Raw genomic sequence first — 26,054 nt, 5'->3', positions numbered from 1 at the left:
GATGGCGGGGTTCCGGGCGCCTTTGGGCGTCCATTATGTCCTTATACGTCAACCCCTTAGGGCAGAGAGGAGTCGTCTTTCTCATGCACGACGACAGCAACATCCGCAGCTTGCGCGCAGGTGACGGCCTGCATCTGATCAAGACCGAGGGGGATGTGGGCAAGGGCGATGTGGAAAGACGTGTGGCGCAACGCCGTGACGGTGAGCCGGTCCTGGGCCTGGTGCCCAATATCGAACTGGCCCAGCCAGACGATATGGACCCCACGGTCCGTGAGTTGCCAATCAGCGCCGAAACCGTGGCGCTGCGCAGCCAGGCCGCGCTACTGAAGCAGGAACACAAGGATCTCGACGAATCGATCCTGGCGCTGGAGGCCGTGCCGCAACCCGACCAGATTCTCATCGCCCGCCTGAAGCGCAAGAAGCTGGCCGTGCGCGACAGGCTTTCGACGATCGAAGACAAGATCAATCCGGATATAATCGCTTAGCGATAGACCTTTACAGAGGCATCAAAAAGCCCGCCGGTCTTCGCAACCGGCGGGCCTTTGCATTCAGGTTTGGCGTTTAAGCGGCCACAGCCTCGTCCACACTGGCGCCGATGAAGGTGCCCTGAATTGCCAGATCCTTGTCCAGCCAGACAATATCGGCGCGCTGGCCGACGGTCAGGCTGCCGCGCGCCGCGCAAAGCCCCAGGAACTCCGCCGGCGCCGTCGCCGCCATGATCGCCGCGTCGACGAGCGAAGCGCCGGCCAGGTGGACGGCATTGCGCACCGCCGTGACCATGTCGAGGTCCGACCCCGCCAGGGTCCCGTCAGGTCCGACGCAGACACCGTTTTCGACGTGAATGGCCTGGCCGTTGAGCACAAAGGTCTTAGTCGTGGATCCGACGGTCGGCATGGCGTCGGTCACCAGCATGAAGCGGTTGGCCGGGCGGGTCCGCAAGGCCACCTTCAGCACCGGCCAGTCAACATGGTGGCCGTCCATGATCAGCCCCGAGAAGTTGTCGAGGTTCTCTAACGCCGCACCAACGACGCCCGGGGCGCGGTGCAACATGGGCGACATGGCGTTGAACAGGTGCGTAAAGCCGGTGACGCCGGCGTTCAGCGCCTCGACCGTCTGGGCATAGGTCGCATTGGTGTGGCCGGCCGCGATGATGACGCCGGCGGCGCGCAGTTCGGCGATGTCCTCGGGCGCGCAACGTTCGGGCGCCAGGGTGACCATGGTCTTGCCGCGCTTCAGGCTCTTCAGCAGCGCCTTCGATTCGGCGTCCAGCGTCCGGAACAGGTCTGGATTGTGGATGCCCTTGCGTTCCTTTGAAATGAACGGGCCTTCGATATGGATGCCGAGCACGCCCGGCACGCCCTGTTCGACAGCGGCCTCGACGGCGCGCATGGCGCGGTCGATGACGCTCAGTTCGTCGCTGATCAGGGTCGGCAGATAGCCGGTGGTGCCGTAGGGACGGTGCGCCCGGCCGATGGCGGCGATGCCGTCGACATGGGTGTCATCGTTGAACAGGGCGCCGCCGCCGCCATTGACCTGGGTGTCGATGAAGCCGGGCAGCAGGTAGCCGCCGCGGACGTCGACCGTATCGCCGCCGTGTCCGGTCTCCCCCGGCAGGATCTGCGCGATGGTCTCGCCTTCGCAGACGAGGGCGCCCTGGATAATGCCCGAAGGCGTAACGATCTGCGCGTTGTTGAATACGGTCTTTTTCATCTTGGTCCTGGTCGGCGGCACCGCCGGTGCCACGGCCTTTTGAAAGTGCGAATGGTGTCCGATGAAAGACGGACACCCTAAAATTAAAGGGTCTTTGTGACCTTGTTGAGGTGCGGCGGGCTGTCCGGATCGAGGCCGCGCGCCACCGACAGGCTGTTGGCAAGGCGATAAAAGCTTTGGATCTGCAGAATTGGCTCCAGCGCCGGCTCGGTAGAGAGCGCCGGCAGGTGGATGGCGCCGTCCAGCGCCGCGCCACTGGCCAGCATGACCTTGGCGCCACGCGACACGAATTCGGCGGCGACTTCACGCACGCCTTCGCCGGCGATGTCCGAAGTCGTAAACGCCAGGACCGGGAAGCCGTCATTGACGATGGCCATCGGGCCGTGGCGGACCTCAGCCGACGAGAAGCCCTCGGCGTGCAGCGCGCACGTCTCCTTCAGTTTCAGCGCCGCTTCCTGGGCGACGGCAAAACCATAGCCCCGGCCGATGACAAACAGGTTACGCGCGTCGGTGAGGGCGGGCAGGGCGGGCGTCCAGTCGAGCGCGAAAGCGGCCTTGAGCTGTTCAGGCAGGGCCGGCAAGGCGTCGCTCAAAGCCTCGTCACCGGCCCAGGCGGCGACGATGGCGGCCAGGCCGACCAGCGAGACGATATAGCTCTTGGTGGCGGCGACCGACTTTTCCGGACCGGCCTTCAGCGGCAGCAGCTCATCGGCCAGCGCCGCCAGCGGGCTTTCCTCGTCATTGACCAGCGCGATGACGAAGGCGCCCGACTTCTTGTGCGCCTCGACCGTCGACAGCAGGTCGGGCGAGCGGCCTGACTGGGAAATGGCGATGCACAGTGAGTCGCTGGCCACCACGGGCGCGGCATAGATGGACGCCACCGACAGTGCGGCCGAGGAGGTCGGCACGCCCGTAAGGGTCTCGATCAGGTACTTGCCGAAGGTGGCGGCGTGGTCCGACGATCCGCGCGCGCAGGTCGTCACCGAACGCGGCGGCTGGGCCTTGAGGCGCGTCGCGATGCGCTTGAGCGTTTCGCGATTGTGCGTCAGGAAACGCTGCGCCGCGTCGCCGGCTTCGGCGCTTTCGGCGAACATCAGCGTGGCCTCAGGCTTCAACGTGGAGGGCTTCAACATGGCGTCATCGTGTGGCATTTTTTATTTCCTTGGAGGCGTAGATGGGGGCTCAGCCGAGGTCGTTCAATTCGGCGACGACGTCGTAGGCATCCCCCCGGTAGTAGGATTGGGTGAATTCGGCCGCGCGGCCGTCAGCCAGGAATCCGCGGCGTTCGATGAACAGGCCGGCGTCGCCAGGCTTGATGCCCAGACGTTCGGCCTGGTCGACGGAGAAGTTGACGGCGCGCAGGCGTTGCAGGGCGCGGACGGGGCGGTGACCGGTCTTTTCCAGCGCCTCATAGAGCGAGGCGCCGACCATTTCGACTGACGGCAGGCAGTAGCCCGGAATGGTCGAATATTCGAGCGCCATGGTCTGGCCGTCGGCATAGCGAAGGCGGTGGAAGCGATAGACCAGAGCGCCGGGCGACAGGCCCAGCGACAGCGATTCTTCCGGTGTGACGGCGCCCGCCGATTTCGACACCCATTCTGAATGGGGCTTGCGGCCGCGCGACATCATGTCTTCGGAGAAGGAGGACAGTTTCGAGAAGCTCTTTTCGACGCGGCTGGCGACGAAGGTACCAGCGCCGCGACGGCGCGTCAGCAGGCCTTCGGTGACCAGGCCGTCGATCGCCTTGCGCACGGTGATGCGCGACACGTCGAAGTCCTCGGCCAGGTCGCGTTCCGGCGGAATGGCGTCGTCCTGATGCAACTGGCGGCTCTGGATGGCCTCACGCAGGACGCGCTGCAATTGCAGGTACAGGGGAGAGGGGTCGTCCTTGGCCAGGCGGCCAACGGATTCAGCAAAGGACATCAGGCGTTCCCATGTTTTCTGGATTGGTGGTCTTCCCGGTCAGGCAGCTCATTGGCGGCCACCTTGACGTAACGTCGTTTCTATCGATTCCAGCGCGCCGCGCATAGCCTTGATAAGGTTTTCGTCAGTATCGCGCTGGCCTGCGCGCAACTGCTGGTCCAGCCAGTCACGGGCGTTCGCCGCCGTCGTGGCCGCAAAGGCGGGTGTGGCGCACGAGGCGTGGACGCTGCGCACGCCGCTTAAACGCACGATGTCGGCGACATTGTCCGGCGTAACACCGATGCCCGCCAGGATTTCGATCCGGCCCGCCGCCTGGGTCACCAGGGCTTTCAACCCGTCCGTGCCGTCGCGCGCCGTACGCGCGCCGCCGGCGGTGAGAATGGTCTTCATGCCAAGGCCTATAACGGTTTCGAGTGCCGCGGCCTGATCTGGCACGAGGTCGAAGCTGCGGTGGATGGCGGTTTCAAGGCCGGCGGAATGGTCGCACAGGATGCGCAAGGTCTCTTCGTCAAGCTCGCCCGATGCGTGGTTGGCGCCAAAGACCACCCCGGCAAGGCCGAATTGAAGGGCGATATCGATATCGGCGCGCATGGCGTCGACCTCATCGGCGCTGTAGGTGAAATCGCCGCCGCGCGGACGGATCATGACGCGCGTGGGCACACCGCAATCCACAGCCAACTGCATCAGTCCGACCGACGGCGTGACGCCGCCGATCGCCAGGGCGGAACACAGTTCGATCCGGTCGGCGCCGCCCGATACACCCGCGCGCACGCCGGCGGCCGTATCGGCAACCAGTTCGAACAGGATACGCGAGGTCAGATGCTTTTGGGGCGGGCGGGCGGTGTCCACGGCTCAGACCTCCACCGGTAGCGGGGTCAGGCCGTTGCCGATGCCGTTCTCATGGCCGTGGGCCATAAGGATGGCGCCATCCAGCGCGTCCAGTTCCGGTTCAGCCAGGATGGACGCGGTCCACGGCGCTAGCCAGGGCGCCATCGGCTTGGCCATGCCGCCGACCAGGCAGACCTTGGCGCAGCCGAGCTCATTGAGGCGGTGGATATAGCGGCCGAGGTGCTGCGACGACTGCTCGACCAGTGCGACGGCGACCGAATCGCCTTCGTCGGCATGGAGCATGGTCAGCGGTGCCAACTGGCCGAAATCACGCGGCTTGGCGGTCGTTACCCAATGGACGATGTCCGCCGGATGGCCGCCAAAATGCGCGATGACGGCGCGGGTAAAGTGGGTGGAGGGCCCAAGACCGTCCCAGGCGTGCAACGCGGCGCGGATGGCCTCGCGGCCCAGCGACGCGGCCGAGCCATCATCTCCGACTTCAAAACCCCAGCCGCCGACCGGGTGACCGCGGCCACCGACCCAGGCATAGGCAGCCGATCCGGTGCCGGCGATCAGAAGACCGCCGTCCCGTCCCGAAAATGCGCCGAGGCACGCCGTGTGGGCATCTGTCGCAGCGTCGATGCGGGCGAAGCGCGGCCCCGCCTTGATGGTCTTTTCCACGTCTGACGCGTCAGCGATTCCCGCAAGTCCCAGGCCGATGCTGATCCGGTCCCACGATACTGACGGCTGGTTGGCCTGGCTCAGCGCCTGGTCGAGCGCGGCCAGGATATTGGTCCACACCAGGTTCAGGCCCAGCCGGATATTGCCCGGGCCGCCTTCAGCCTGGCCCAGCAGGCGTCCGCTGGCGTCGCGCAGACGGACACGGCAGTGGGTGCCGCCGCCGTCGACGCCGGCAAAGAGCAAGGGCTTGGGAGTATTTGGAAGGACAGACATGAACCAACCTTAGGCTTTCTTGCCCTGCGCGCCGGCGAACAGGCTGAAGAACAGGATATAGGCGTAGCAGGGCACCATCAGCGCCATGAAGACGAGCTGGAAGTCATAGTGCTGCTTCAGGACGCCGTAGAGCGACATGATGACGCCGCCGCCGGCGATGCCCATGACCAGGAAGGCCGAACCCAGTTCCGTCAGCTTGCCCAGGCCCTTGATGCCCAGCGGGAAGATGGCCGGCCACATCATGGCGTTGGCGAAGCCGAGCGCGGCGACGAAGCCGACGCTGACATAGCCCTTGGTCAGGAAGGCGCCGACCGTCAGGACGATGCCGAGGATGGCTGACCAGGTCAGGTATTTTTCCTGGCTGATGAAGCGCGGAATGGTGATCAGGCCGACGATGTAACCAACGATCATGGCAACCAGGGTGGCCGAGGTGAAATACTTGGTCACATCCAGCGGCAGGCCGAAACTGTTTCCATAGGTGGTGATGGCATCGCCCGCCATGACTTCGGCGCCGACATAGAAGAAGATGGCCAGGAAGCCGAAAAGCATCTGCAGGATGGCGGCGCCGGAGCCCTTGCCCGAATCGGGGTTGGCGTCGTCGCCGAGCGCCGGCAGGGGCGAGAACCAGACAAAGACGGCCAGGGCGACCAGGAAGGCTGCCATGCCCAGGTAAGGCATGTGGATGCGCGCGGCGAAGGCGGTGAGAATCGCGTCGCGCGCGGCCGGGTCAGCGGCGCTTTCGACCTGGGCCGCCAGGTCGCCGATGCCATGCAGAATAAGCGTACCGACGACGATCGGCGCCAGGAAGCCCGCGCCCTTGTTGAACATGCCGAGCACGGCAATGCGCTGGGCGGCGCTGTCGATCGGACCGAGCACCGAGATATAGGGGTTGGACGCGGTCTGAAGAATGGAAAGGCCGCCGCCGATAACAAAGAGGCTGGTCAGCGTGCCGGGGAAATGACGCCCGGAAGCGAATTGCGCGAAGCAGGCGGCGCCGATCGCCATGACGACCAGGCCCACGGCCATGCCGCGTTTCATACCGGTCTTCTTAAGAAGAAGGGCGGCCGGGATCGAAAGAAAGAAATAGGACAGGTAGAAGACCGATGGGACCAGCAGCGCCACGCTGTCGCTGACATTGAAGGCGACCTGCGCGAAGGTGATCAGCGGGCCGTTCAGCCACGTCACGAAGCCGAAGATAAAGAACAGCAGGCAGAACAGCAGCACGGCGCCCCAGGGCGTCTTTTGCGGCGCTGCGCCGGATGCGGTTGTGGACGGTGTCACTGGCATGGGTGTGGTTCCTCCCCCGTTATAATACCAATTGGCATAAGTGGTATGGCTTATTTAAATCCAAATTGCAATCGACGTAATGCAGAATCTACCATTAGCCGTCCTAATCCGCCAAATTAATGTTATTTCCTTAATTTAATAGGCGGCGAATGCCTTTCTCGCGACATTATTATCACAAGGCTTTTGGGATTTGACACTTTCGCGCTGCAGCGAAAAATTAAAGTTGACACTTTTTTAAATCCAAAGTTAGCGTCAGGTCCCAAGATAGGTACTTTAATGGTTCCATGTGGTATTGTTATGGTCCGCTCTGGTGCCTTTCGAGCAGAGTAATGCGGCAAACAAAATCGGGTTTGGGCTGGCCTATGCCGCAGGCGAGCACAATTAGGGAAAGCATCATATGAAATTCAAGCGTCATATCCTTATGACAAGCGCCGTGGCATCGATGGCATTGGGCCTGTCGATGGGCGCCGGCGTGTCCGTGGCCCAGGCCCAGGACGCCGCGGCCTCCGACGCCGATACGGTCGTTGTCACCGGCATCCGCAAGTCGCTGCAAAGCGCTCTGAAGCAGAAGCGCAACTCGGACCGCGTGTCTGAAATCATCACGGCCGAAGACATCGGCAAATTCCCCGACAAGAACGTCGCTGACAGCCTGGCGCGCGCCACCGGCGTCAACGTCGTCACCGGCTCGGCCAATGCCGGCGGCTTCGGTGAAAACGAGCGCATCTCGATCCGCGGCACCGATCCGACGCTGAACCTGACCCTGATGGACGGCCACAATGTCGCGACCGGCGACTGGTTCGTGCTGGATCAGACCAATGGCGGCCGTTCCTTCAACTACACCATGCTGCCGTCGGAAGTCGTCGGCACGGTCGAAGTCATCAAGGCCTCGTCGGCCGACCTGCCCGAAGGCGGCATCGGCGGTACGGTCGACGTTCACGTCCGCAAGCCACTGGACCTGAAGGCCGGCCAGCTGAACTTCTCGGCCCAGGCGCTTTACGCCACCCTGGCCGAGGAATGGACGCCCAACGTATCGGGCATGTATTCGTGGAAGAACGACAATAAAGACTTCGGTTTCCTGATCGGCGGCTACTATGAAAAGCGCCAGTTCCGTCGCGACGGCCAGGAAGTCCTGGGCTACGCTTCGGTCGCCAACTTTGCCGGCTCGGGCCAGACCCTGCTGGTGCCGTCGCTGATCGGCTCGGCCTACTTCACGCAGGAACGCGTCCGCAAGGGCGCCAACTTCATGATGCAGTGGAAGTCGGACAAGCTCGACCTGGCCTTCTCGGGGCTCTACACGCACCTGGAAGCCGACAACGAAAACCACAACTTCATGCTGTGGGGCTCCAAGTTGTCGGGCCAGACGCCGAACAGCTACACCACCAAGGACGGCTTTGTGACGTCGGCCACCTGGGATGCGGCTGACGCCGCGGCCGCCGGCGGCGCCATCGTCCAGGACGACATCTTCCGCAAGGCGCACTCCAGCACCTACGTCCTGAACCTCGATATCGGCTATGACTTCACCGACAGCTTCTCGATGGACGCGCAACTGGGTTTCACCTCGGGCGAAGGCGTCACCGACGACACCGCCGCGTGGGAAACCTATTGGGACAATGTCGGCGCCAGCTACACGCTCGGCAAGGTGACCAATGTCGCCTTTGCCGGCCTGCCGACCGATCCGACCTCGGCCGCCTACCTGAACAACAAGTTCAGCTGGTCGTGGGGCGGCACCATCAAGTCGCCGGACAAGGAAGCCTACGCCAAGCTCGACTTCAAGTATGACCTGAACAGCGGCATCTTCAAGTCGATCCAGTTTGGCGCGCGCTATACCGACCACAGCCGCGTCCTCGACTACCTGGCCTATGCCTGGGGTGGTAACGGCGCCAACAGCGGCGCTTCGGTTGCCGATCTCGGTTCGGTCTTCAAGGGTGGCGTGACGCCGGACAACTACGCCGACGATATCGGCAACATTCCCGGCTACTCCTATGCCGACGCCGACGCCGTCTACGACTATCTGGACAGCAACAACGGCGGCCGCACCTTCGCCTTCTATCCGCCGCTGAGCTTCAGCGTCGAGGAAAAGACAAGCGCCTACTATGCCATGACCAAGCTGGGCGGCGACAACTGGCGCGGCAATGTCGGCCTGCGCGCCGTCAAGACCGAAACGACCTCGACCCAGTGGTCGGCCAATGCGCCGGTCAAGTCGGTCACCAACGTCTTCGGTTCGTGGGGCTCGGAAACGACGGACAAGGAATACTGGGACTACCTCCCCAGCGCCAACTTCGTCTACACCGCGTCGGATACCTTCCTGATCCGCGCCGGCGCCGCTAAGGTCATGACGCGTCCGGGCTATGCCCAGCTGGCCGGCGCCTTCTCGCTGGTCGACTCGAACCTGACCGGCACGGCGGGCGGCAACCCGAACCTGGAACCCTACCGCGCATGGCAGACTAATCTGGGCGCGGAATGGTACTACGCGCCCGAAGCCCTGGTGTCGTTCGGTGTCTTCAATCTCGACATCGACAACTACATCACCACCGAGACCTTCACGCAGTTCTTCACGACGCAGCAGACGCCGCAAGGCGCCCTGTTCACCATGTCCGGACCCGCCAACGGCGGCAAGGCGACGGCGAAGGGCTTCGAATTCAGCGTGCAGCAGCCGCTGGCCTACGGCTTCGGCTTCATCTTCAACTACACCTATGTTGATGCGAAGTACGAAAACGGCGATCCGTTGGACGGCAACTCGAAGAATACCTTCAACCTGACGGGTTACTTCGAAAACGACCTGATCACGACGCGCCTGGCCTACAACTTCCGCTCCAAGTTCAACTCGGGCAAGGATCGCGGCACGGTCATGTGGCAGGACGACTACGGCACGCTCGACGGTTCGTTCAGCTATAACCTGAACGAACACGTCGCTCTGACGCTCGATGCCCAGAACCTGCTGGGTGAAAACCTCTACTACTTCGTCGGTACGCCGGACATTCCGCGCGCCATCTACGACAACGGGCAATCCTTCTACGTTGGCGCCCGCTTCAAGTACTAACCTGTAACTGCGTCAGCCGGGCCGGAGCGTTGCACCTTTGGCCCGGCTTCCTTGTCTTCTTCCCGTTTGCCGGCGGCTTCCCTCTTTCGCGGCCGGTCTGTCTGGAGCCCGCATGGGCACATCAGCGGGATGTTGGGCGCCTGACCCGGTGATGTCCTTTGTGTCCATCCGCTGATGGCGAAAAGGTCAGGCGAATGCCCGGCTCCCGCCCGTGTTTCAAACGGCTTTGGCTTTACTCGACGAGCAGGTCCCACCCAGTGGGCCTGCTCTTTTTTTGAGACGCTCCTGATTCCGGCGTCTATGCTCTCAAAATCATAAGGGGAAACGCCGATGACCTTTACCCGCCCGTTGCTCGTGTCGCTGGCCGTCCTGGCATTGGCCGCGCCTGCACTCGCCGCACCTGCACCGGCCATTACACCCATGCCGGCGAAGATGACCGTCAGTGACGGTGCCTTTGTTCTCAGCAGCGCCACGCGCATCCATGTCCCCGCGGGCGACGCCGAACTTCTGTCGGTGGCGGAATACCTGCGTGGCATGTTGAAGACGCAACGCGGTTTGACTCCGAAGATCATTACCGCCGCACCGAAGGACGGGGAAAGCGTCATTCGGCTGACGCGCATTCAGACCCTGGTCGCCGAAGACAACGAAGCCTATCACCTGACGGTCGCCCCTGACGGTGTGACCATCGGAGCGGTCAGCCGGGCAGGGGCGTTTTATGGAGCCGTATCGCTGTGGCAACTGGCGACTTCCGAAGCCGGCAAGGGGAAGGTCGAGCTTCCGGCCGTCAGCATCTTCGACACGCCACGCTTCAAATGGCGCGGCCTGATGATCGATTCGGCGCGCCATTTCCAGACGGCCGACGAGATCAAGCGGATCATCGACGCCATGGCGTCGCAGAAGCTCAACATCCTGCAATGGCACCTGACCGACGACCAGGGCTGGCGCCTGCACATCAACGCCTATCCCAAGCTGACCGAGGTTGGCGCGTGGCGGCAGCCGGCGGGCGCGGCGGGCTTTGACAAGGCCGGCAAGCCCGTGCGCTACGGCGGGTTTTATACCCAGGAAGAGGCGCGTGACGTTGTCGCCTATGCCGCCGCGCGCAACATTACCGTCGTGCCGGAAATCGACATGCCGGGTCACGCCACTGCCGCGATTACCGCCTATCCGGAGCTGGGCAGCGAAGGGACGCCGCCGAAGCAGGGCATGTCCGACTGGGGCGTCTATCCCAACCTCTATAATGTCGACGACAGGACCTTTACCTTCCTGACAACAGTGCTGGATGAGGTCATGGCCATCTTCCCCAGCCCCTATATTCACATTGGCGGCGACGAGGCTATCAAGCCGCAGTGGGAGCAGAGCCCGGCCATACAGGCCAAGATGAAGGAACTGGGCCTGAAGGACGAGATGGAACTGCAAAGCTGGTTCATTACCCGCATCGGCAAGCACATCTCGGACAAGGGGCGACGCATGATCGGCTGGGACGAGATACTGGAAGGCGGCATAGCGCCCGACGCCACCATCATGAGCTGGCGCGGGCTGGACGGTGCGGTCGCGGCGGCCAAGCTGGGGCACGATACGGTCCTGTCGCCGGCGCCCGACCTCTATCTCAACCATCGCCAGAGCCTGTCGGGCGACGAGCCGCCGGGCCGCGGCCAGGTCGTGACGCTCAAGGACTATTACGGCTTCAATCCGGAACCGGCCGCCATCGACCCCGAGGCGCGCAAGCATATCCTCGGGCTCCAGGCCAATATCTGGACCGAGCATGCCCGCACCACCGAACGCGTCGAGCGCCAGATCTTTCCGCGCCTGACCGCCCTGGCCGAAGTCGGCTGGAGCGCCGCCGATATGCGCTCCTGGGACGGCTTTGCCAGGCGCCTGCCGGCCAACCTCAACCGGCTGGATAAGCTGGGTATCCGCTACGACAAGGCGCCGTTCGATCCGGTGCCGGCCCTGACCGCGGCCGACGGTGGTGTCGCGGTCAGCTTCACCCGCAGCCTTGAGTTGGGACAGGTGCACTATACGACCAACGGCAAAACGCCGTTGGCTTCGTCGCCGGTCTATACCAGCCCACTGACCTTGCCGGTCGGCACCAGGCTGACGACGCGCACCTATCTCGACGGCAAGGCGCTGGGGACAGCCAAGACCTTCACGCTCAGCCGAGAAGCGATCGAAACGCGCACCAGCCAGCAGATGGGCACCTGCGACAACAAGCTGGTGCTCAATCTGGAGGACGATGGCGGCGAGCGCGCCGTGGTCCTGACCGACATCCTGCATCCGTGCTGGCTGTGGCGCGGGGCGGATACGTCGAAAGGTTTGGCGATCACGGCTGAGGTGGGCTCGATGCCGTTCAACTTCCAGCTTGGCAATCACCCCGAGCCGCCGAAGGTCGACGCGCCGGTATCGGCGGAAGGCGAACTGAACCTCCATCTCGGTACATGCGAGGGGCCAGTCGTGGCCGCCCTGCCGCTGGGCGACTCTGGCAAGACTCCGGGCATTTCGGTGCTGAAGGGGACTGTGCCCGCGACCGCCGGAACGAACGACCTGTGCTTCAGCTTCGGCCAGAAGGCGCCGCCGCCGCAATGGGTGCTGAAGAGCGTCCGACTGACCGTACACGGGAAATAAGAAAGAAGCCCCGCCCACCATTTGCTCCGCAAATGGTCCCTCCTCCCCATTTATGGGGAGGGCGAAGATGAGTGACAGTCGGCTCCCCAAAAGTTCACAAAATGCTGTGAGCTTGGACATTTAAAACTGTGAAAGTTTCGCCCTCCCCATTTATGGGGAGGGGGGACCGCCGTTAGGCGGTGGGCGGGGCCTCTTCGCAAATTCTACGCCTCGTTGGCGTAGAGACTATACCCCAGCGCCTCGACCACCGGTGCGATCTGGCCGAACCAGGGCGACAGTTGCCGTTCATAGTGGCGCCAGCGGCTGACCGAGCGGTCGTTCAAAGGCTTCGACACCTGCGCATAAGACGGCGTCGGCGCATGACGGCGATTCTCATGGAAGCGCAGGGTCGCCTCGTCGAAGCTCAAACCGCACCAGTCGAGTACCTGGCGCGTCACGGCCTCCTGATCGGCGATGAAAGTCTCGTAGTGCACTGTGAGGACCGGGTGATCCAGCACCTCATCATAGTGCGCCGTCATGTCATGCATGGTCACCATGTGGCGGATGATGCTGTCGATCGCATAGCCGCTGTTATGACCGTGCGTCAGGTTGTGCGACAGCATCGAAACCGTGACATCGAGCGGATGGCGAACCATGCGGAGGATCGGTGCATGCGGGAAGGCCAGGCGGATCAGCGGCAGATGCGCGTCGTTCAATGGCATCTTGTCGGTGAACAAAGGCCTGGCCTCGCGCGTCACGCCATAGACCTCGGCGCGGCCAAGGTAGTAGTCGCGCATCAGGCCAGGGACGTAGTGATAGTCGGCCGCCGCGATGTGCACCAACCGCTGTGGGAAGGGCTCCGTGCCGGGCAGGACATTCTCGATCAGGCTTCGCCATTCATGCACAAACGGCAACTCGCCGCCGGCCGCCACATCCGGGTGGCTGTTGAGCATTTGCTCGATCATGGTCGTGCCAGAGCGCGGGAAGCCCAGGATGAAGATCGGCTGCGGACCCGAGCGGACTGTGGCGCGCGGCAGGCGTTCCAGCGTCTCGCGTGTAAAGACCGATTTCAGCGCTGCCGCCTCAGCCTCGACGTGCGCCGCATCGTATTGCGCACCCATTTCGCGCGCCAGCCGCGCCTTGGCCTGGATGAAGCCTGTCCACGCCTCTTCGTGCCGCTCCAGCCGGTCGAGCAGGCGCGCGCGATCGAGCTGCGCGGCGGCGCTCATGGATGCCGGTGGGCCGCGCTTGTCGAGGAGGTCGAGCGCGTCCTTCACCTTGTCGCCATTGCTCAGGTACAGCGCGCGCAGGAGCGTAAAGTCTTCGCCCGTCTTCTTGCCGGCCTGTTCGGCGCGGTCGAGCCACAGCCAGGCGTTGACCATGTCGCGCCGCGCTTCATAGACGCGCGACAGGTGGGCCATGGTCATGGCCTGCGGCTCCATCCGGCACGACTGCAGCAGCAGAGGCTCGGCCTCGTCGAGCCGGCCCTGGTTGTAGAGGCAGAGCGCCAGGTTGATCAGCAACTGCGGATGCGCGCCGGCCAGTTCGAGGGCGCGGCGGTTATGAAACTCCGCCGCCGGCAGGTCGTCCTTTTCCCCGAGAATGACGGCCAGTTGCAGGTGCGCCTGCGGGTCGTCGGGGCGGGCGATCAGGGCCTGGCGCGCGGCGGTTTCGGCGCCTTTGCGATTGCCTGTGCCGTGCAGCAGTTGCGTCAGGTCGTGCAGCGCCCACGGGCAGGCCGGATCGTAGCGGATGGCCTGGCGCATCGTCTCTTCGGCGCCCTTCGTGTCGCCGCGCGCCTGGAGGATCACGGCCTTCAGTTCCAGCGCGTCGAGATCGTCGGGGTGTTCCTTCAGACGCATGCCGCACAGGCTTAGCGCCGCCGAAAAGTCGCGGGCCTGGTAAGCCTGTCGGCCGCGCAGCACCAGGGGGTGGGCGGCCGGTCCGGGTTGGAGCAGAGACAAGGGACGCGCCTCATTGAACCGATAATACCGCTGTTACAGTATGCAGATTCCCTGAAATGCTCAAGCATTGCCTGACGCGGTGTTTTTACCCCTGGAAAACGTCAGTCCAAGCAACGGTCGCAGCGGTGGAATGGCGCGGATGACCAGGTAGCTGAGCCAGCAACCGGCGGCGGTGGCGATGACCAGGATCGTGGCCTCTAGCGTGGCTGGCAGATGCAACTGATTGAGATTATAGGCGAAAACGACGATCAGGGTCTGGTGGACGATGTAGAAGGGGAAGATGGCCTCGGTCAGGGTCCGGCGAATGGGGCCATCGGAATTGGCGAGGTGGCGTCGCGCGAAGCCCAGCAGGGCGAACATCATGAAGACGGCCTGACAGGATTCGGTGAAGCTTCCGATTGCCCATGCCACTTCGAACGGCCACGGCAGGGCTTTGGCGTAGAAGAGATGGCGCAGCCAGTTCAGCAGCCCATAGGCGATGAGGCCGATAGCAAGGCTCAGCCAGCGTGACTTTGCGGCGATATCGAACAGGCGGTCGAAACGTGCTGACAATGCACCCAGCAAGAAAAAGCCGAAGGAATGGGTATGGACGGTCCAGTCGCCGACGAAGGCGTGCGTGTCCTCGAACTGGCGTTGCAGGACGGCTTGCGCGAACCAGTAGAGCGCGATCGGAAGCGCGAAATAGACCGGGGCAGGCAGGCGCGCTGCCCAGCCGAGCGGAATGCGCTTCAGTAGCGGCCACAGTACGGCGAAGATCAGGCTGTAGGCCAGGAGATAGGCGACGTACCACAGGTGGTTCCAGGTCGGCACGGTCAGGCAACCGTCCTGGTCGCACCAGCCATTGTAGGCGGTGAGATACTTGCCGTAGAAGTCGAGATAGCCACCCGAGAACTGGATGTCCGAGACGATCTCGTAATAGCTTTGCGGCGGCACGATCACCGCCATGCCGAATAGAAGCGGCCAGAAGAGCCGGGTGAAGCGCGAGCCGGCCAGGCGCAGCGCCCCCAGCTTTTCGGCCAGGAAGACGGTGGCCACCCCCGAAATGAAGAAGAGCAGGTCCAGCCGCCAAGGGTTGACCAGCAGCATCAGGGGTTCGATGGCAGGACCGGCGTGGTCGCTTTTCACGTGCCACCCCCACGTCACGTAGAACATGCCGATGTGATAGAAGATCAATAGCCCGAAGGCGATGATGCGCAGCCAGTCGAGATCGTAGCGGCGGGTGGCGGATGTGGTCATGTAAGGCTCCCGTGTATGCTCACCTCCTGACACGACGTGCGATTTGCGCTAAGGTCGCAGACACGAGCGGATTTGAGGCTGGGATGAACGGGGAGACGGTTGGGACAGGCGGCGGCGGGCCAGGGACGAGCGGGGACCGCCTGTTCTGGTGGCGATTCCCATCGTTGTGGTTGTTCCTTGCGGCCTTTCTGATTGTCGCCTGCGGTGTCAATGTCTCGTCGATTCTGATAGAGGATCCACCTGGCGAGCGTAGCTTCCACGTCTGGGAGCCGGTTCTGTGGGAAGGCTCCAGCGTTGTCGCTATCCTCGCCCTGTTTCCGCTTGTGTGGATGGCCTATTGGCGCCTGCACTGGCGCGGCCGGCCGCTGTGGCAGGTCCTGGCCATCCATGCCGTCATCGGCGTACTGTTTTCGCTGGGCCACATCGGCCTGATGGTGTTGATACGGATCGCCGGCTATGCCGTGGATGGGGCGCGCTACGACTTCGCTCAGGGCGACCTGGGTCTTCAGATAATTTACGAGGTGCGCAAGGATGCCATCAGCTATGCGGTCCTGTTCGCCATCTGCTGGGTTCAGGACCGTCTGATGGCACGCCAGGTGCCGGCCCCCCCTGCGCCCGAACGGTTGGAGGTCAGGGCCGACGGACGCACCCTCTATCTCGATCCGACTGAGGTTTTGGCCGTCGAGGCGGCGGGCAACTATGTCGAATTCCATCGCACCGGTACGGACAAGGCGTTGCTGGTGCGCGGGACGCTCAACCAATTTGAGGCGGAGCTGAAGCCGCACGGCTTTGTGCGGGTTCATCGCTCAAAGCTGATTAATCGCGGCCGTATCGCGGGCTTCGAAGGCACGCCATCGGGCGACCTGCGCATCCGCATGACAGATGGCCGGGAAATCTTCGGTAGCCGACGGTATCGCGAGAATTTGGAGACGGGAAAGGCGTAGAATTGTTTGAGCCTTCACCTCTCCCACCTTGGGGGGAGAGGACGAGAGCCGAGTGTAACGAAGGCGATCGGGTGAGGGGCAGTATCCCCGGTTACTCCAGACATGTCACTCTGGCGACACCTCATCTGCGAAATCTGTGAAATCTGTGGACTTCGTTCTTGCGGTAGAATGCCCGTCACCCGATCGCGTCGCTTTGGCTCCGCTCTCGTCCTCTCCCCGTGATGCCTGCCGGCGAGGCCGGGGAGAGGTAAAAAAACGGCGGGTCCGTGAAGAACCCGCCGTAACTTACTTCCTGGTGATGCGGTCAAAGACGCCGCCGTAATCGAACTGTTCCTTCTGGACCTTGGCCCAGCCGCCGAAGTCCTGAATGGTCGACAGCTTGGTTTGCGGGAAACGATCGGCATACTTGGCGGCCACGGCCGGATCGGTCGGGCGGTAGTAATTCTGCGCCACGATCTCCTGGCCCTCGGGGCTGTAGAGGTAGTTCAGATACTCCTTGGCGACCTCGCTCGAGCCCTTCTTGGCGGCGATCTTGTCGACGACCGCGACCGGCGGTTCTGCCAGGATCGACACCGATGGTACAACGATCTCGAACTTGCCCTTGCCGAGCTTGTTGACCGACAGGTGCGCCTCGTTTTCCCAGGCGATCAGCACATCGCCGACGCCGCGTTCAACGAAGGTAACGGTTGAGCCGCGCGCGCCGGCGTCCAGCACCGGCACGTGCGCGAACAGGGTCTTGAGATATTCTTCGGCCTTGGCGTCGCTGCCGTAGGTTTGCTTCGCCCAGGCATAGGCGGCCAGGTAGTTCCAGCGCGCGCCGCCCGAGGTCTTGGGGTTCGGTGTGATGACCTCGACGCCCGGTTTCACCAGGTCGCCCCAGTCCTTGATGCCCTTGGGATTGCCGGCCTTGACCAGGAAGACGATGGTCGAGGTGTAGGGCGAGGAATTGTGCGGGAACTTGGTCTGCCAGTCCGCGGGCAGCAGGCCCGACTTCTGCGAGATGGTGTCGATGTCGCCGGCCAGCGCCAGGCTGACGACGTCGGCGTCGACGCCGTCGATCACGGCGCGCGCCTGGGCGCCGGAGCCGCCATGGCTTTGGCGCACCGAGACGGTCTGTCCGGTCTTGGCCTGCCAGTGCTTCACAAAAGCGGCGTTATACTGCTCGTACAGTTCGCGCGTCGGGTCGTAGGAGACGTTCAGCAGTTCCACCGCGCCACCCTTGGCCGCAGGCTTCTGGCCGCACGCGGTGGCGGTCAGGGCGATGGCGGCGAAGGCCAGGAGAATGTGTCTGCGTTGCATGAGATATGTCCTCTTTGCGGGCGCCCGGTTTTGATCGGGCCGGAGACTAGGGCAAAATCTCCGGCCGCACTACGTAAATCAGAAGCTCTTCTTGACCGTGATGCCGAAGGTGCGGGGATCGCCCGGCTGGCCGAAGATGGCGCCGGAATTGCCCTGCTGGATGGTGAGGATCGTCAGATACTCTTCGTCGAAGGCGTTCTTGATCCAGAAGTAGGTATCCAGACCGTTCGGCGTGCGATAGCCGACGCGGAAGTTGGCAACCGTCGAAGCTTCGATGACGGCGTACTTCGAAGCCGAAGCATCAGAATTCCAGTCGGAGCGGTAGTTGGCGTCGCCGCTCAGGTAAGCCTGGCCGTCGATGCCGTTGAACGGCGCGTCGATCGTGTAGTCGAAGCCGAAAGCGCCGGCCCATTTGGAGACGCCCGGCAGTTGCGCGCCCGACAGATCGACGACCGAGTTGCCCGAAGCCTGAAGTTCCAGCGGCGCTGGCGCGTTGGCGAACGAGGCATACTTGCCGTCCGTATAGGCCAGGGCGCCGTAGAAGCTTAGGTTATCCGAAGCGCGGAAGCGGGTATCGACTTCGAAGCCGTTGACTTCGACCTTTTCGACGTTGGCGAGGTAGCCGCGCAAGCTGCCAAGGCCCGAGTCGACGACGTTAGCCTGATAATCCTTGATCGAGGTCGTGAAGGCCGCGATGTTGATGGTGGCGCGACGGTCGAAGAACTGCGACTTCAGGCCGAGCTCAAAAGCGTCGACCTCTTCCGGACGCAGCACGGCGCTGGCCAGGATCGGGTTGCCGACGGCGTCCGTCGGAATGCCGGCTGCGTTGATGCCGCCCGACTTGAAGCCCTTGGAATAGCTGGCATAGGCCAGCACGGTCGGCGTGAAGTTATACGACGCGCTCAACAGGCCCGACGGCTTGGAATCTTCCAGTTCGGCGGTATAGGAATAGGTGCGCGAAATGCCGTTCTTGGCGGCGATGAGGGCCGCGTTGGTCGTGGCGAGACCGCCGGAAGCGACCTGTTCGTAGATCTGGCTTTTGGTCTCGGTGGTGTAGCGCAGCCCGGCGGTGACGCTTAAGCGTTCGGTCGCCTTCCAGGTCAATTGGCCGAATGCGGCCAGCGAGTCGGTCTTGGAGACGGCATGGATGCTCTGCGTATAGCCGTCGAGCAGGTCGGTCGGGACGGCGACGGCCGGTGTGCCGGTCGTATTGCCGATCAACCAGCGGGCGGCGTCCGCGCCCCAGGCTTCAGTCCCGTTGGTTTCAACGCGCTGCGTGAAAGCATAGAGGCCGACGACCCAGTTGAGCGCGCGGTCGCCGTCCGACGCCAGGCGGAACTCCTGGCTGGTCTGGCGCTGTTCCGACGGATTTGAAGACCGCGTGCGGATCTTCAGCGAGGTATAGTCGCGGTCGTTCTGCGGCCACCATTGCCAGGCGCGATGCGCCGTAATCGAGGTGAAGGTAACGTCGCCCAGATCCCAGTTGACGGTCGCCGAATAGCCCTTCACGCGCTGTTTGGCCTGGATTTCGCCGTCGACGTCGACCAGGCGGTCATAGACATTTTGCGAGGCGGGGCTATAGCCCACCTGGGCGGCGAGGTAAGGATACTGGCGGTTGGCGTTACGCAGGGTGGCGCCATAACGCACAAAACCTTGCGTGTTGGCTTCCGGGTCCGACAGCGAATAGTCGCTCGACAGCCTGACGCTGAGCGTGTCGGACGGCGTGAACAGCAGATGACCGCGCAGGACCTGGCTGTTCAGGTCGTTCTGCTTGGTATTGGTCGTGACATTCTTGTACAGGCCGTCGCGGCGGGTCGAGCCGAACGAGATGCGGCCGGCCAACAGTCCGTCGATCAGCGGTCCGTTCAGAGTCGCCTTGGTCTGGACATAGCCTTCGCTGCCCAGCGAGACTTCGAGATTGGCTTCAGGTGTAAAGGTCGGAGCGCGGGTGACGATGTGGATAGCGCCGGCGGTGGTGTTCTTGCCGAACAGCGTGCCTTGCGGACCGCGCAGGACTTCGATGCGCTCGATGTCGACCAGGTCGATCAGGGCCGAACCCGGGCGGGCATAGAAGACTTCGTCGACATAGATGCCGACGCCCTGTTCCAGGCCGTCATTGGTCAGGCCGATGGTCGAGCCCAGGCCGCGGATGGTCGTGGCCGTGTTGCGCGGGTTGGAGGTGATCAATTGGATGGTCGGCTGATAGCGCTGAAGCTGGTCGATATTGTTGACGCCGGTCTTGTCGAGCTGTTCGCCGCCGACAACCGAGATGGCGACGGGGACGGTCTGGACGCTTTCCGAACGGCGGCGGGCGGTGACGAGGACTTCGCCGTTCTGGTTGTCGGGCAGGATGGCGGCTTCGGCGGCAGGCGCATAGGCCGATGCGCCGGTGAGGATAAGGCCTAAGACAGCGCTAAGCGCGGTACTGGCCAGGATGTACGATTTCATGGAAGATATTCCTATGGTCATGTGCACATCACCTCCAGTGGGTCTGGTCAGCGACTTATTTGTTTTTATTTGTAATTTTTGTCCTGAAATCAGGACAGGCTTTCACTCAGGGGCTTGCCTTTGACATCGAAGCGCACCTTTTCGCTGCGTTCGATCTGAACGACACGGGAATCGTGGATGACGATCTCCAGCGTGCCGAAGCGGATTTGCTGCAGGCTCTGCAGGATGTGACGTTCGATGTCGCTCAGTTCGGCGACGTTTGGGCGCACGGGGGCGATGGACGATACACTCATGTGATCCTCGTCTTTGAATAGCGGTGAAACTGTGAAATCAGACGGTGTTAGGCGGCCTTGACGCCGATGAGATCGGCCAAACATCGACCGTCGAGAATGTTTGACATGGCGTTGCGCACATCCAGCATGACGTGGCGCAGGCGGCATGCCGCTTCATCCCGGCAGTCTTCGCACTTCTGGTAGGCGGTTAGAGACGCACAACGAATGGGGGCCAGCGGGCCATCGATAATGCGGATAATATCCCCCAGGAAAATGTCCTTTGGGGACTTGGCCAGGAAGTAGCCGCCGAAGATTCCACGCTTGGAATCGACGATGCCGTTCTGGCGCAGTTCCTGGAGGATATTGTCCAGGAACTTCTGGGGTATGTTCTCCGCTTCCGCGATCTGCTTGCTGGGCAGCTGGGGAGCATCACTCTGAGCCATGTAAATAAGCGCCTTCAACGCGTATTTGGCTTTCATGGATAGCATGTGTTGCCTCTCCTGCTGCCGTATTCAATCTACACTGATTTAATATGATTTAGTCCAAACTGTGTCAATGAAGTTTAATCTCTACTAGATTGGTTTATATTAAGGCCCGAGTTTAGATTGGCTAATCGAAGCCGGTGCAGTTTGGCTAATCTGCCAGCGTCGTTAGACTGTCCGAGCGCCAATACAAAACGGCCGCGAACAGGTTCGCGGCCGTTCAGGCTACTGACAAACCCCCTATCTTTTTTGAGAAGGGCCAATTGCCACAATTTGATTCCGATATGTTCACCGCTTGATTCCGAGACGTTCCGTGAATCAGGTGGCAATATACCGCATGAAAATTGTCCACAGACTTTGTCAGCAGCCTGAACGGCCGCGAACAGGTTCGCGGCCGTTTTAAACAGGACTGCAATGCTATCATGCGAAGGCGTAGACCTTGGTCGGGCGGACAAAGACGTCGTCGCCGGCATGCAGGGTCGAGGCATCCGAGCTGTGGGCGTGCTGGGTCTCATAGACCGTGCCATCGGAGAGGCGCACTTCCAGGCGCAGGTTGGCGCCGGCAGGCAGAACCGAGAGGACCTTGCCGGCAAAGCCAGGACCGGTGCGCGAGACTTCGCTGTCGAACGGGCGGAAGCGCACCGTGACCTGGCCGTCGGCGGCCGAGGAAGCGGCCGGCACCGAGAAGCCGTCGAAGGCCACCTTACCGCCGGACAGGGCGCCTTGCGCGATATTGGCATGGCCCAGGAAGTCGAAGACGAAGGCGGTCCTGGGCTGGCGGTACAGCTCCAGTGGCTCGCCGATCTGTTCGATCTCGCCGTCTTTCAGCACGACGACGCGGTCGGCGAGGTCCAGCGCCTCTTCCTGGTCGTGGGTGACGAAGACGGTGGTGACGCCGGTCTCGTCGTGGATCTTGCGCAGCCAGCGGCGCAGGTCCTTGCGCACCAGGGCGTCAAGCGCACCGAACGGCTCATCGAGCAGCAGCAGGCGTGGGGAGATTGCCAGGGCGCGGGCCAAAGCCACGCGCTGACGCTGGCCGCCCGACAACTGGGTCGGGAAGCGTTTGCCGAAGTCTTCCATCTGGATCAGGCTGAGCAGGCTTTCGACCTTGGCCTTGATGTCGGCCTTGGACGGACGCTCCTTGCCCGGACGGACGTCAAGGCCGAAGGCGATGTTCTGGGCGACCGTCATGTGGCGGAACAGGGCGTAGGACTGGAAAACCATGCCGACGCGGCGTTCACGCGCGTTCAGTTGCAGGAAGTCCTCGCCCTCGAAAGTGATCGATCCCGAGTTCGGCTGGTCGAGGCCGGCCAGCAGGCGCAGCAGCGTCGTCTTCCCCGAGCCCGATGGGCCCAGGAGCGCCAGGAATTCACGCGGGCGTGCCTCGAACGACACTTCGTGCAGGGCAGCGAAGTTGGTGAAGCTCTTGGAAACGTTTTGAACAATCAAAGACATAAACTTCAGTGTCTCCGGTGGGCGGCCAGTTCGCCGGCAAAACGCCACTCAAGCAGGGTCTTAAGAACCAGGGTGATCAGGGCCAGGCCCGTCAGGATGGAGGCGCAGGCAAAGGCCGCGACCGATTCATATTGATAGTGCAGGATTTCGATCTGCAAGGGCAGGGTATTGGTCAGGCCGCGGATGTGGCCCGACACGACACTGACCGCGCCGAATTCGCCCATGGCGCGGGCGGTACAGAGCAGCACGCCATACAGCAGGGCCCACTTGATGTTCGGCAGCGTAATGCGGAAGAAGACGTCCCAGCCGCGCGCGCCCAGCGTCACGGCGGCGACCTCCTCATCGGTGCCCTGGTCGATCATCAGCGGGATCAGCTCGCGCGCCACGAAGGGCAGGGTGACCAGCACGGTCGCCAGCACCAGGCCGGGCAGGGCGAAGACGATCTTGATGTCGTTCTCGCGCAACCAGCCGCCGAACCAGCCATTGGCGCCGAACAGCAGGATCCACACCAGGCCCGAAATGACCGGCGAAATGGTGAAGGGCAGATCCAGGATGGTGAGCAGGATGCCCTTGCCCTTGAACTCGAAACGCGTGATGCACCATGCGGCCGCAAGTCCAAAGATAGCATTGAGCGGTACGGCGATGGCGGCGACCAGAAGCGTCAGTTGGATCGCCGAGATGGTGTCGGGCTGGGCGAGGGCCGCCAGATAAGGCGATGGCCCTTCCTTGACGGCTTCGAAGATAACGACGACCAACGGCAGGACGATGATCAGGCCCAGCCACAGGATGGCCGTGGCGGTCAGGCCGATGGCGCCGGCGGTCTTGGGCAGGGTGGGGGCGCGGGCGCTCATTTCGCGGCTCCCTGGCCACGGCTGGAAATCCACAGCTGGATCATGTTGAGCACGATCAGAACACCGAATGACATCATCAGCATGATCAGCGCCACGCTGGCGGCGCCGGCATAGTCGAATTCCTGTAGCTTGATGATGATCAGCAACGGAGCGATTTCGGTGACGTTCTGCTTGTTGCCGGCGATGAAGATGACCGAGCCGTATTCACCGACGGCGCGTGCCAGAGACAGCGAAAAGCCGGAAATCAGGGCGGGCGTCAGGCCAGGCAGGATGACGCGGATGGCGGTCTGGATCGGCGTGGCGCCCAGCGTTCGGGCGGCCTCCTCGACTTCGGCGTCGAATTCGGCGAGGACGGGCTGAACGCTGCGGACAATGAAGGGCAGGCCGACAAAGACCAGGGCGATAAAAATGCCGAGCGGCGTATAGGCGACCTTGATGCCGAGCGGCGTCAGAAGCGAGCCGATCCAGCCGTTCGGTGCATAAAGCGCGGTCAGCGCGATGCCGGCAACCGCGGTCGGCAGGGCGAAGGGCAGGTCGACCAGCGCGTCCATCAGGCGCTTGCCGGGGAACTCATAGCGCGTCAGCACCCAGGCGATTGCCAGGCCGATGAACAGGTTGAGAAAGGCAGCCGCCGCCGCGACGCTGAAGCTCAGGCGCAGGGCTGACAAGACGCGGCCATCGGTCAGGTTGAACAGGAACCCTTGCAGCCCGTGTTCCCATGGCCGCGCCGCCAGCGCCGCCAGCGGGATCAGGACGATCAGCGACAGATAGGTCAGGGTAACGCCCAGCGACCACTTGAAACCCGGCAGGACGCGGGTGTGCAGGCTGGCCTTGGGGGGCTTGAAGCCTTCGGGCACAGGCGCGCGCGCGGGCGTTGCGGATGACGTCATGCGTGACCTGAATCAACGAAAACAATCGTGCGGGTGAAAGAAAACTTCCCCGGTAGAGTATCGCCTATAGCCCACCGGGCGGGCAACGTCATATCAGAAATCATCGGCGCTTTCATCAGAGTCTCTAACCCATACGCGCGATAGGCGCGTGACACTTACGTGTCGGCGAGGACATCCCGCGCCGCCGTGACCGCCGTGGCGAAGGAGGCCTGGAGCAGATAGCCGCCCGTGGGCGCTTCCCAGTCGAGCATTTCGCCGATGGCATGGACGCCGGGGAGGGCCTTGAGTTCAAAGCCCGGCGTGACGGCCTCGAAGCGTATGCCGCCGGCCGAGGAGATGGCGCGGTCCAGCCCCTGCATGGCGCTCAAACGCAAGGGCACGGCCTTGATGTCGCTGGCCTTGGTTTCGTGGACCAGGCCGATGGCGGCGGGCGACAGGTTAAGCGCCTTGCGCAGCCGGTTGCTGAGGCTGTCCTTGGCTGAGGCGCGGCCGAGCTTTGACGCAACCTGGCCGGCATTCATGTCGGGCCGGAGATCGATCATCAGGTCGGCGTGGCCATAGCTGGCGATCGCGTCGCGTAAAGGTCCCGACAAGGCATAGACGGCCCCGCCTTCCAGCCCGGCGCGCGTCAGCATGGCTTCGCCGCGCACGGTCTTGCCGCCGAAGCTGAGCGCAATGTTCTTGAGCGGCTCACCCGCGAATTTTTCGGCGAAATGCTGTGTCCATTGCGTGGTGAAACCAGCGTTGGCCGGCCTGAACGGTGCGATTTCTACGCCCTTGCTCTCCAGCAATGGCATCCAGCCGCCGTCGCTGCCGAGGCGTGGCCAGCTGGCGCCGCCGAGCGCCAGGATCGTCCGGTCGGCGGCAACGCGTAACGGGCCATCGTGGGTATCGAACAGCAATGCTTCGTCGTCCCAGCCGCGCCAGTCGTGGCGGAGATGAATGACAACGCCCAATCCTTCCAGCCGGTTCAGCCATGCGCGCAATAAAGGCGAGGCTTTCATCGCCTTCGGGAACACCCGGCCCGACGTGCCGACAAAGGTTTCGGCGCCCAGGCTGTCGGCCCAGGCGCGCAGGTCCCTGGGCGTAAACGCGTCCAGGGCCGGTTTGAGTACAGCAGAGCGTTTGCCGTAGCGGCCGGCAAAGCGGTCCATCGGCTCGGAATGGGTGAGGTTCAGACCGCCGCGTCCCGCCATCAGAAATTTACGCGCCACCGAAGGCATGCGGTCGTAAACGGCGACGCGCGCGCCGGCTTCGGCCAGGACTTCGGCAGCCATTAAGCCGGCGGGGCCTGCGCCGACAATGGCAACGGAAAGGGCAGGTGATAACGACATCCGCCCGTCTTAGCCCTGCACGCCGCGTGCGCCAACGGCCCATTTCGCGCTTTTTACGTTTTTGCCAGCGAACCTCATCGCAAACTGACCGCGCCGTGGGGATACTTCCTGTGTGTAATTTGGCACAGAAGGAACTTAAGCTATGAAACGCCTTGTTATCGTGTCCCTGCTTTGTCTTGCCCCGCTCGTCACCACTGCCTGCCATACGGTACAAGGCGCCGGCAAGGACGTCACTTCGGTCGGCGAAGCCATGGAAGACGCCGCGAAGTAACCCAGTAAACGGCTCAGAAGGGTGATCTCGGCAAACCCGAAAAAGCGTGTTATGGACGCATATCTCAGTGAGAGGAGATAGATTCTATGAAACGCATCGTGGTTTTTTCCCTGATCGCCCTTCTGCCTTTGATTTCGGCGTGCAACACCATCAAGGGCGTCGGCAAGGACATCACCTCCGTCGGCAACGCGATGGAGAATGCGACGAAGTAATCCGTTACGGATTATGGCCACCTGAAAAAAGGTGGCCTTTTTCATATTGGCCT

22 protein-coding genes are annotated in these 26,054 nt (G+C 62.8%); 6 read left to right on the top strand and 16 right to left on the bottom strand.

The annotated features are described in order from the left end of the window. The first annotated feature begins 83 nt into the window (after positions 1-83). On the top strand, positions 84-485 hold the full coding sequence (locus J2X24_RS17100; protein WP_209724313.1) for a DUF465 domain-containing protein: 402 nt from the start codon (positions 84-86) through the stop codon (positions 483-485). A gap of 76 nt (positions 486-561) precedes the next feature. Here the strand turns inward: J2X24_RS17100 and nagA are convergent, their stop codons facing one another. From nagA to J2X24_RS17070, 6 genes are all read right to left on the bottom strand, one after another. Beyond that, positions 562-1,710, bottom strand: coding sequence for an N-acetylglucosamine-6-phosphate deacetylase (gene nagA / locus J2X24_RS17095; protein ID WP_209724312.1), 1,149 nt, complete (start codon positions 1,708-1,710; stop codon positions 562-564). An 83-nt stretch (positions 1,711-1,793) separates the two neighbouring features. Further along, a complete protein-coding gene (locus J2X24_RS17090) occupies positions 1,794-2,861 on the bottom strand; it encodes an SIS domain-containing protein (protein WP_245344814.1) in 1,068 nt (355 codons plus the stop codon). Positions 2,862-2,892: 31 nt separating this feature from the next. Continuing rightward, complete coding sequence (locus tag J2X24_RS17085) at positions 2,893-3,633, bottom strand: GntR family transcriptional regulator (protein WP_209724310.1); 741 nt, start codon at positions 3,631-3,633, stop codon at positions 2,893-2,895. 48 nt (positions 3,634-3,681) lie between these two features. Beyond that, entirely contained in the window at positions 3,682-4,482 is an 801-nt protein-coding gene (locus tag J2X24_RS17080; RefSeq protein ID WP_209724308.1) for a copper homeostasis protein CutC, read from the bottom strand. Positions 4,483-4,485: 3 nt separating this feature from the next. Continuing rightward, positions 4,486-5,415 (bottom strand): glucosamine kinase nucleotide-binding domain-containing protein, encoded by a 930-nt coding sequence (locus tag J2X24_RS17075; protein WP_209724305.1) that lies wholly within the window; start codon positions 5,413-5,415, stop codon positions 4,486-4,488. 9 nt (positions 5,416-5,424) lie between these two features. After that, positions 5,425-6,702, bottom strand: coding sequence for a sugar MFS transporter (locus J2X24_RS17070; RefSeq protein ID WP_209724303.1), 1,278 nt, complete (start codon positions 6,700-6,702; stop codon positions 5,425-5,427). A gap of 397 nt (positions 6,703-7,099) precedes the next feature. Between J2X24_RS17070 and J2X24_RS17065 the strand changes: the two genes are divergently transcribed. Together J2X24_RS17065 and J2X24_RS17060 are read left to right on the top strand one after the other, a co-directional pair. Beyond that, positions 7,100-9,742 (top strand): TonB-dependent receptor, encoded by a 2,643-nt coding sequence (locus J2X24_RS17065; RefSeq protein WP_209724301.1) that lies wholly within the window; start codon positions 7,100-7,102, stop codon positions 9,740-9,742. 330 nt (positions 9,743-10,072) lie between these two features. After that, the gene (locus J2X24_RS17060) at positions 10,073-12,364 is read left to right on the top strand and encodes a beta-N-acetylhexosaminidase (RefSeq protein ID WP_209724299.1); all 2,292 of its coding nucleotides are present in this window, start codon (positions 10,073-10,075) and stop codon (positions 12,362-12,364) included. A 203-nt stretch (positions 12,365-12,567) separates the two neighbouring features. Here the strand turns inward: J2X24_RS17060 and J2X24_RS17055 are convergent, their stop codons facing one another. Both J2X24_RS17055 and J2X24_RS17050 read right to left on the bottom strand, forming a co-directional pair. Further along, positions 12,568-14,307, bottom strand: coding sequence for a tetratricopeptide repeat-containing sulfotransferase family protein (locus J2X24_RS17055; RefSeq protein ID WP_245344812.1), 1,740 nt, complete (start codon positions 14,305-14,307; stop codon positions 12,568-12,570). A 60-nt stretch (positions 14,308-14,367) separates the two neighbouring features. After that, a complete protein-coding gene (locus tag J2X24_RS17050; RefSeq protein WP_209724297.1) occupies positions 14,368-15,543 on the bottom strand; it encodes an acyltransferase family protein in 1,176 nt (391 codons plus the stop codon). Positions 15,544-15,626: 83 nt separating this feature from the next. Here J2X24_RS17050 and J2X24_RS17045 point away from each other — a divergent pair, with 83 nt between their 5' ends. Then, positions 15,627-16,487, top strand: a complete 861-nt coding sequence (locus tag J2X24_RS17045) for a LytTR family DNA-binding domain-containing protein (RefSeq protein WP_209724295.1) — start codon at positions 15,627-15,629, stop codon at positions 16,485-16,487. A 285-nt stretch (positions 16,488-16,772) separates the two neighbouring features. Here the strand turns inward: J2X24_RS17045 and J2X24_RS17040 are convergent, their stop codons facing one another. The 8 genes from J2X24_RS17040 to J2X24_RS17005 form a co-directional block, all read right to left on the bottom strand. Beyond that, the gene (locus tag J2X24_RS17040) at positions 16,773-17,786 is read right to left on the bottom strand and encodes a sulfate ABC transporter substrate-binding protein (RefSeq protein ID WP_209724293.1); all 1,014 of its coding nucleotides are present in this window, start codon (positions 17,784-17,786) and stop codon (positions 16,773-16,775) included. Positions 17,787-17,864: 78 nt separating this feature from the next. Next, the gene (locus J2X24_RS17035; protein WP_209724291.1) at positions 17,865-20,234 is read right to left on the bottom strand and encodes a TonB-dependent receptor; all 2,370 of its coding nucleotides are present in this window, start codon (positions 20,232-20,234) and stop codon (positions 17,865-17,867) included. A gap of 89 nt (positions 20,235-20,323) precedes the next feature. Then, positions 20,324-20,527 (bottom strand): YezD family protein, encoded by a 204-nt coding sequence (locus J2X24_RS17030; protein WP_209724289.1) that lies wholly within the window; start codon positions 20,525-20,527, stop codon positions 20,324-20,326. Positions 20,528-20,574: 47 nt separating this feature from the next. Further along, positions 20,575-20,994: an RrF2 family transcriptional regulator gene (locus tag J2X24_RS17025; protein ID WP_245344810.1), complete on the bottom strand. Its 420-nt coding sequence runs from the start codon at positions 20,992-20,994 to the stop codon at positions 20,575-20,577. A gap of 414 nt (positions 20,995-21,408) precedes the next feature. Continuing rightward, a complete protein-coding gene (locus J2X24_RS17020) occupies positions 21,409-22,443 on the bottom strand; it encodes a sulfate/molybdate ABC transporter ATP-binding protein (protein ID WP_209724287.1) in 1,035 nt (344 codons plus the stop codon). Between the two features lie 5 nt (positions 22,444-22,448). Beyond that, complete coding sequence (gene cysW, locus J2X24_RS17015) at positions 22,449-23,294, bottom strand: sulfate ABC transporter permease subunit CysW (protein WP_209724285.1); 846 nt, start codon at positions 23,292-23,294, stop codon at positions 22,449-22,451. Then, positions 23,291-24,184: a sulfate ABC transporter permease subunit CysT gene (cysT, locus tag J2X24_RS17010; protein WP_209724283.1), complete on the bottom strand. Its 894-nt coding sequence runs from the start codon at positions 24,182-24,184 to the stop codon at positions 23,291-23,293. Before cysT ends, cysW begins: the two co-directional genes overlap by 4 nt. 155 nt (positions 24,185-24,339) lie before the next feature. Further along, the gene (locus J2X24_RS17005) at positions 24,340-25,518 is read right to left on the bottom strand and encodes a BaiN/RdsA family NAD(P)/FAD-dependent oxidoreductase (RefSeq protein ID WP_209724281.1); all 1,179 of its coding nucleotides are present in this window, start codon (positions 25,516-25,518) and stop codon (positions 24,340-24,342) included. A gap of 142 nt (positions 25,519-25,660) precedes the next feature. On the opposite strand from J2X24_RS17005, the gene J2X24_RS17000 reads away from it, so the two are divergent. Both J2X24_RS17000 and J2X24_RS16995 read left to right on the top strand, forming a co-directional pair. Further along, complete coding sequence (locus J2X24_RS17000; RefSeq protein ID WP_209724279.1) at positions 25,661-25,789, top strand: entericidin A/B family lipoprotein; 129 nt, start codon at positions 25,661-25,663, stop codon at positions 25,787-25,789. Between the two features lie 86 nt (positions 25,790-25,875). Next, entirely contained in the window at positions 25,876-26,001 is a 126-nt protein-coding gene (locus J2X24_RS16995) for an entericidin A/B family lipoprotein (RefSeq protein ID WP_209724277.1), read from the top strand. Positions 26,002-26,054 lie beyond the last annotated feature (53 nt).

This window comes from Asticcacaulis solisilvae (assembly GCF_017875235.1).
In the GTDB taxonomy this organism is placed as follows: domain Bacteria; phylum Pseudomonadota; class Alphaproteobacteria; order Caulobacterales; family Caulobacteraceae; genus Asticcacaulis; species Asticcacaulis solisilvae_A.
Note: the sequence above shows the minus strand (reverse complement) of the source record. Positions and strands in the feature narration are given on the sequence as shown.

What these genes read in the sequence shown, in the direction of transcription:
- J2X24_RS17100 (WP_209724313.1), top strand. Translation starts at nt 84, where the DNA reads ATGCACGACGACAGCAACATCCGCAGCTTGCGCGCAGGTGACGGCCTG.
- nagA (WP_209724312.1), bottom strand. Translation starts at nt 1,710, where the DNA reads ATGAAAAAGACCGTATTCAACAACGCGCAGATCGTTACGCCTTCGGGC.
- J2X24_RS17090 (WP_245344814.1), bottom strand. Translation starts at nt 2,861, where the DNA reads ATGCCACACGATGACGCCATGTTGAAGCCCTCCACGTTGAAGCCTGAG.
- J2X24_RS17085 (WP_209724310.1), bottom strand. Translation starts at nt 3,633, where the DNA reads ATGTCCTTTGCTGAATCCGTTGGCCGCCTGGCCAAGGACGACCCCTCT.
- J2X24_RS17075 (WP_209724305.1), bottom strand. Translation starts at nt 5,415, where the DNA reads ATGTCTGTCCTTCCAAATACTCCCAAGCCCTTGCTCTTTGCCGGCGTC.
- J2X24_RS17070 (WP_209724303.1), bottom strand. Translation starts at nt 6,702, where the DNA reads ATGCCAGTGACACCGTCCACAACCGCATCCGGCGCAGCGCCGCAAAAG.
- J2X24_RS17065 (WP_209724301.1), top strand. Translation starts at nt 7,100, where the DNA reads ATGAAATTCAAGCGTCATATCCTTATGACAAGCGCCGTGGCATCGATG.
- J2X24_RS17060 (WP_209724299.1), top strand. Translation starts at nt 10,073, where the DNA reads ATGACCTTTACCCGCCCGTTGCTCGTGTCGCTGGCCGTCCTGGCATTG.
- J2X24_RS17050 (WP_209724297.1), bottom strand. Translation starts at nt 15,543, where the DNA reads ATGACCACATCCGCCACCCGCCGCTACGATCTCGACTGGCTGCGCATC.
- J2X24_RS17045 (WP_209724295.1), top strand. Translation starts at nt 15,627, where the DNA reads ATGAACGGGGAGACGGTTGGGACAGGCGGCGGCGGGCCAGGGACGAGC.
- J2X24_RS17040 (WP_209724293.1), bottom strand. Translation starts at nt 17,786, where the DNA reads ATGCAACGCAGACACATTCTCCTGGCCTTCGCCGCCATCGCCCTGACC.
- J2X24_RS17035 (WP_209724291.1), bottom strand. Translation starts at nt 20,234, where the DNA reads ATGAAATCGTACATCCTGGCCAGTACCGCGCTTAGCGCTGTCTTAGGC.
- J2X24_RS17030 (WP_209724289.1), bottom strand. Translation starts at nt 20,527, where the DNA reads ATGAGTGTATCGTCCATCGCCCCCGTGCGCCCAAACGTCGCCGAACTG.
- J2X24_RS17025 (WP_245344810.1), bottom strand. Translation starts at nt 20,994, where the DNA reads ATGCTATCCATGAAAGCCAAATACGCGTTGAAGGCGCTTATTTACATG.
- J2X24_RS17020 (WP_209724287.1), bottom strand. Translation starts at nt 22,443, where the DNA reads ATGTCTTTGATTGTTCAAAACGTTTCCAAGAGCTTCACCAACTTCGCT.
- cysW (WP_209724285.1), bottom strand. Translation starts at nt 23,294, where the DNA reads ATGAGCGCCCGCGCCCCCACCCTGCCCAAGACCGCCGGCGCCATCGGC.
- cysT (WP_209724283.1), bottom strand. Translation starts at nt 24,184, where the DNA reads ATGACGTCATCCGCAACGCCCGCGCGCGCGCCTGTGCCCGAAGGCTTC.
- J2X24_RS17005 (WP_209724281.1), bottom strand. Translation starts at nt 25,518, where the DNA reads ATGTCGTTATCACCTGCCCTTTCCGTTGCCATTGTCGGCGCAGGCCCC.
- J2X24_RS17000 (WP_209724279.1), top strand. Translation starts at nt 25,661, where the DNA reads ATGAAACGCCTTGTTATCGTGTCCCTGCTTTGTCTTGCCCCGCTCGTC.
- J2X24_RS16995 (WP_209724277.1), top strand. Translation starts at nt 25,876, where the DNA reads ATGAAACGCATCGTGGTTTTTTCCCTGATCGCCCTTCTGCCTTTGATT.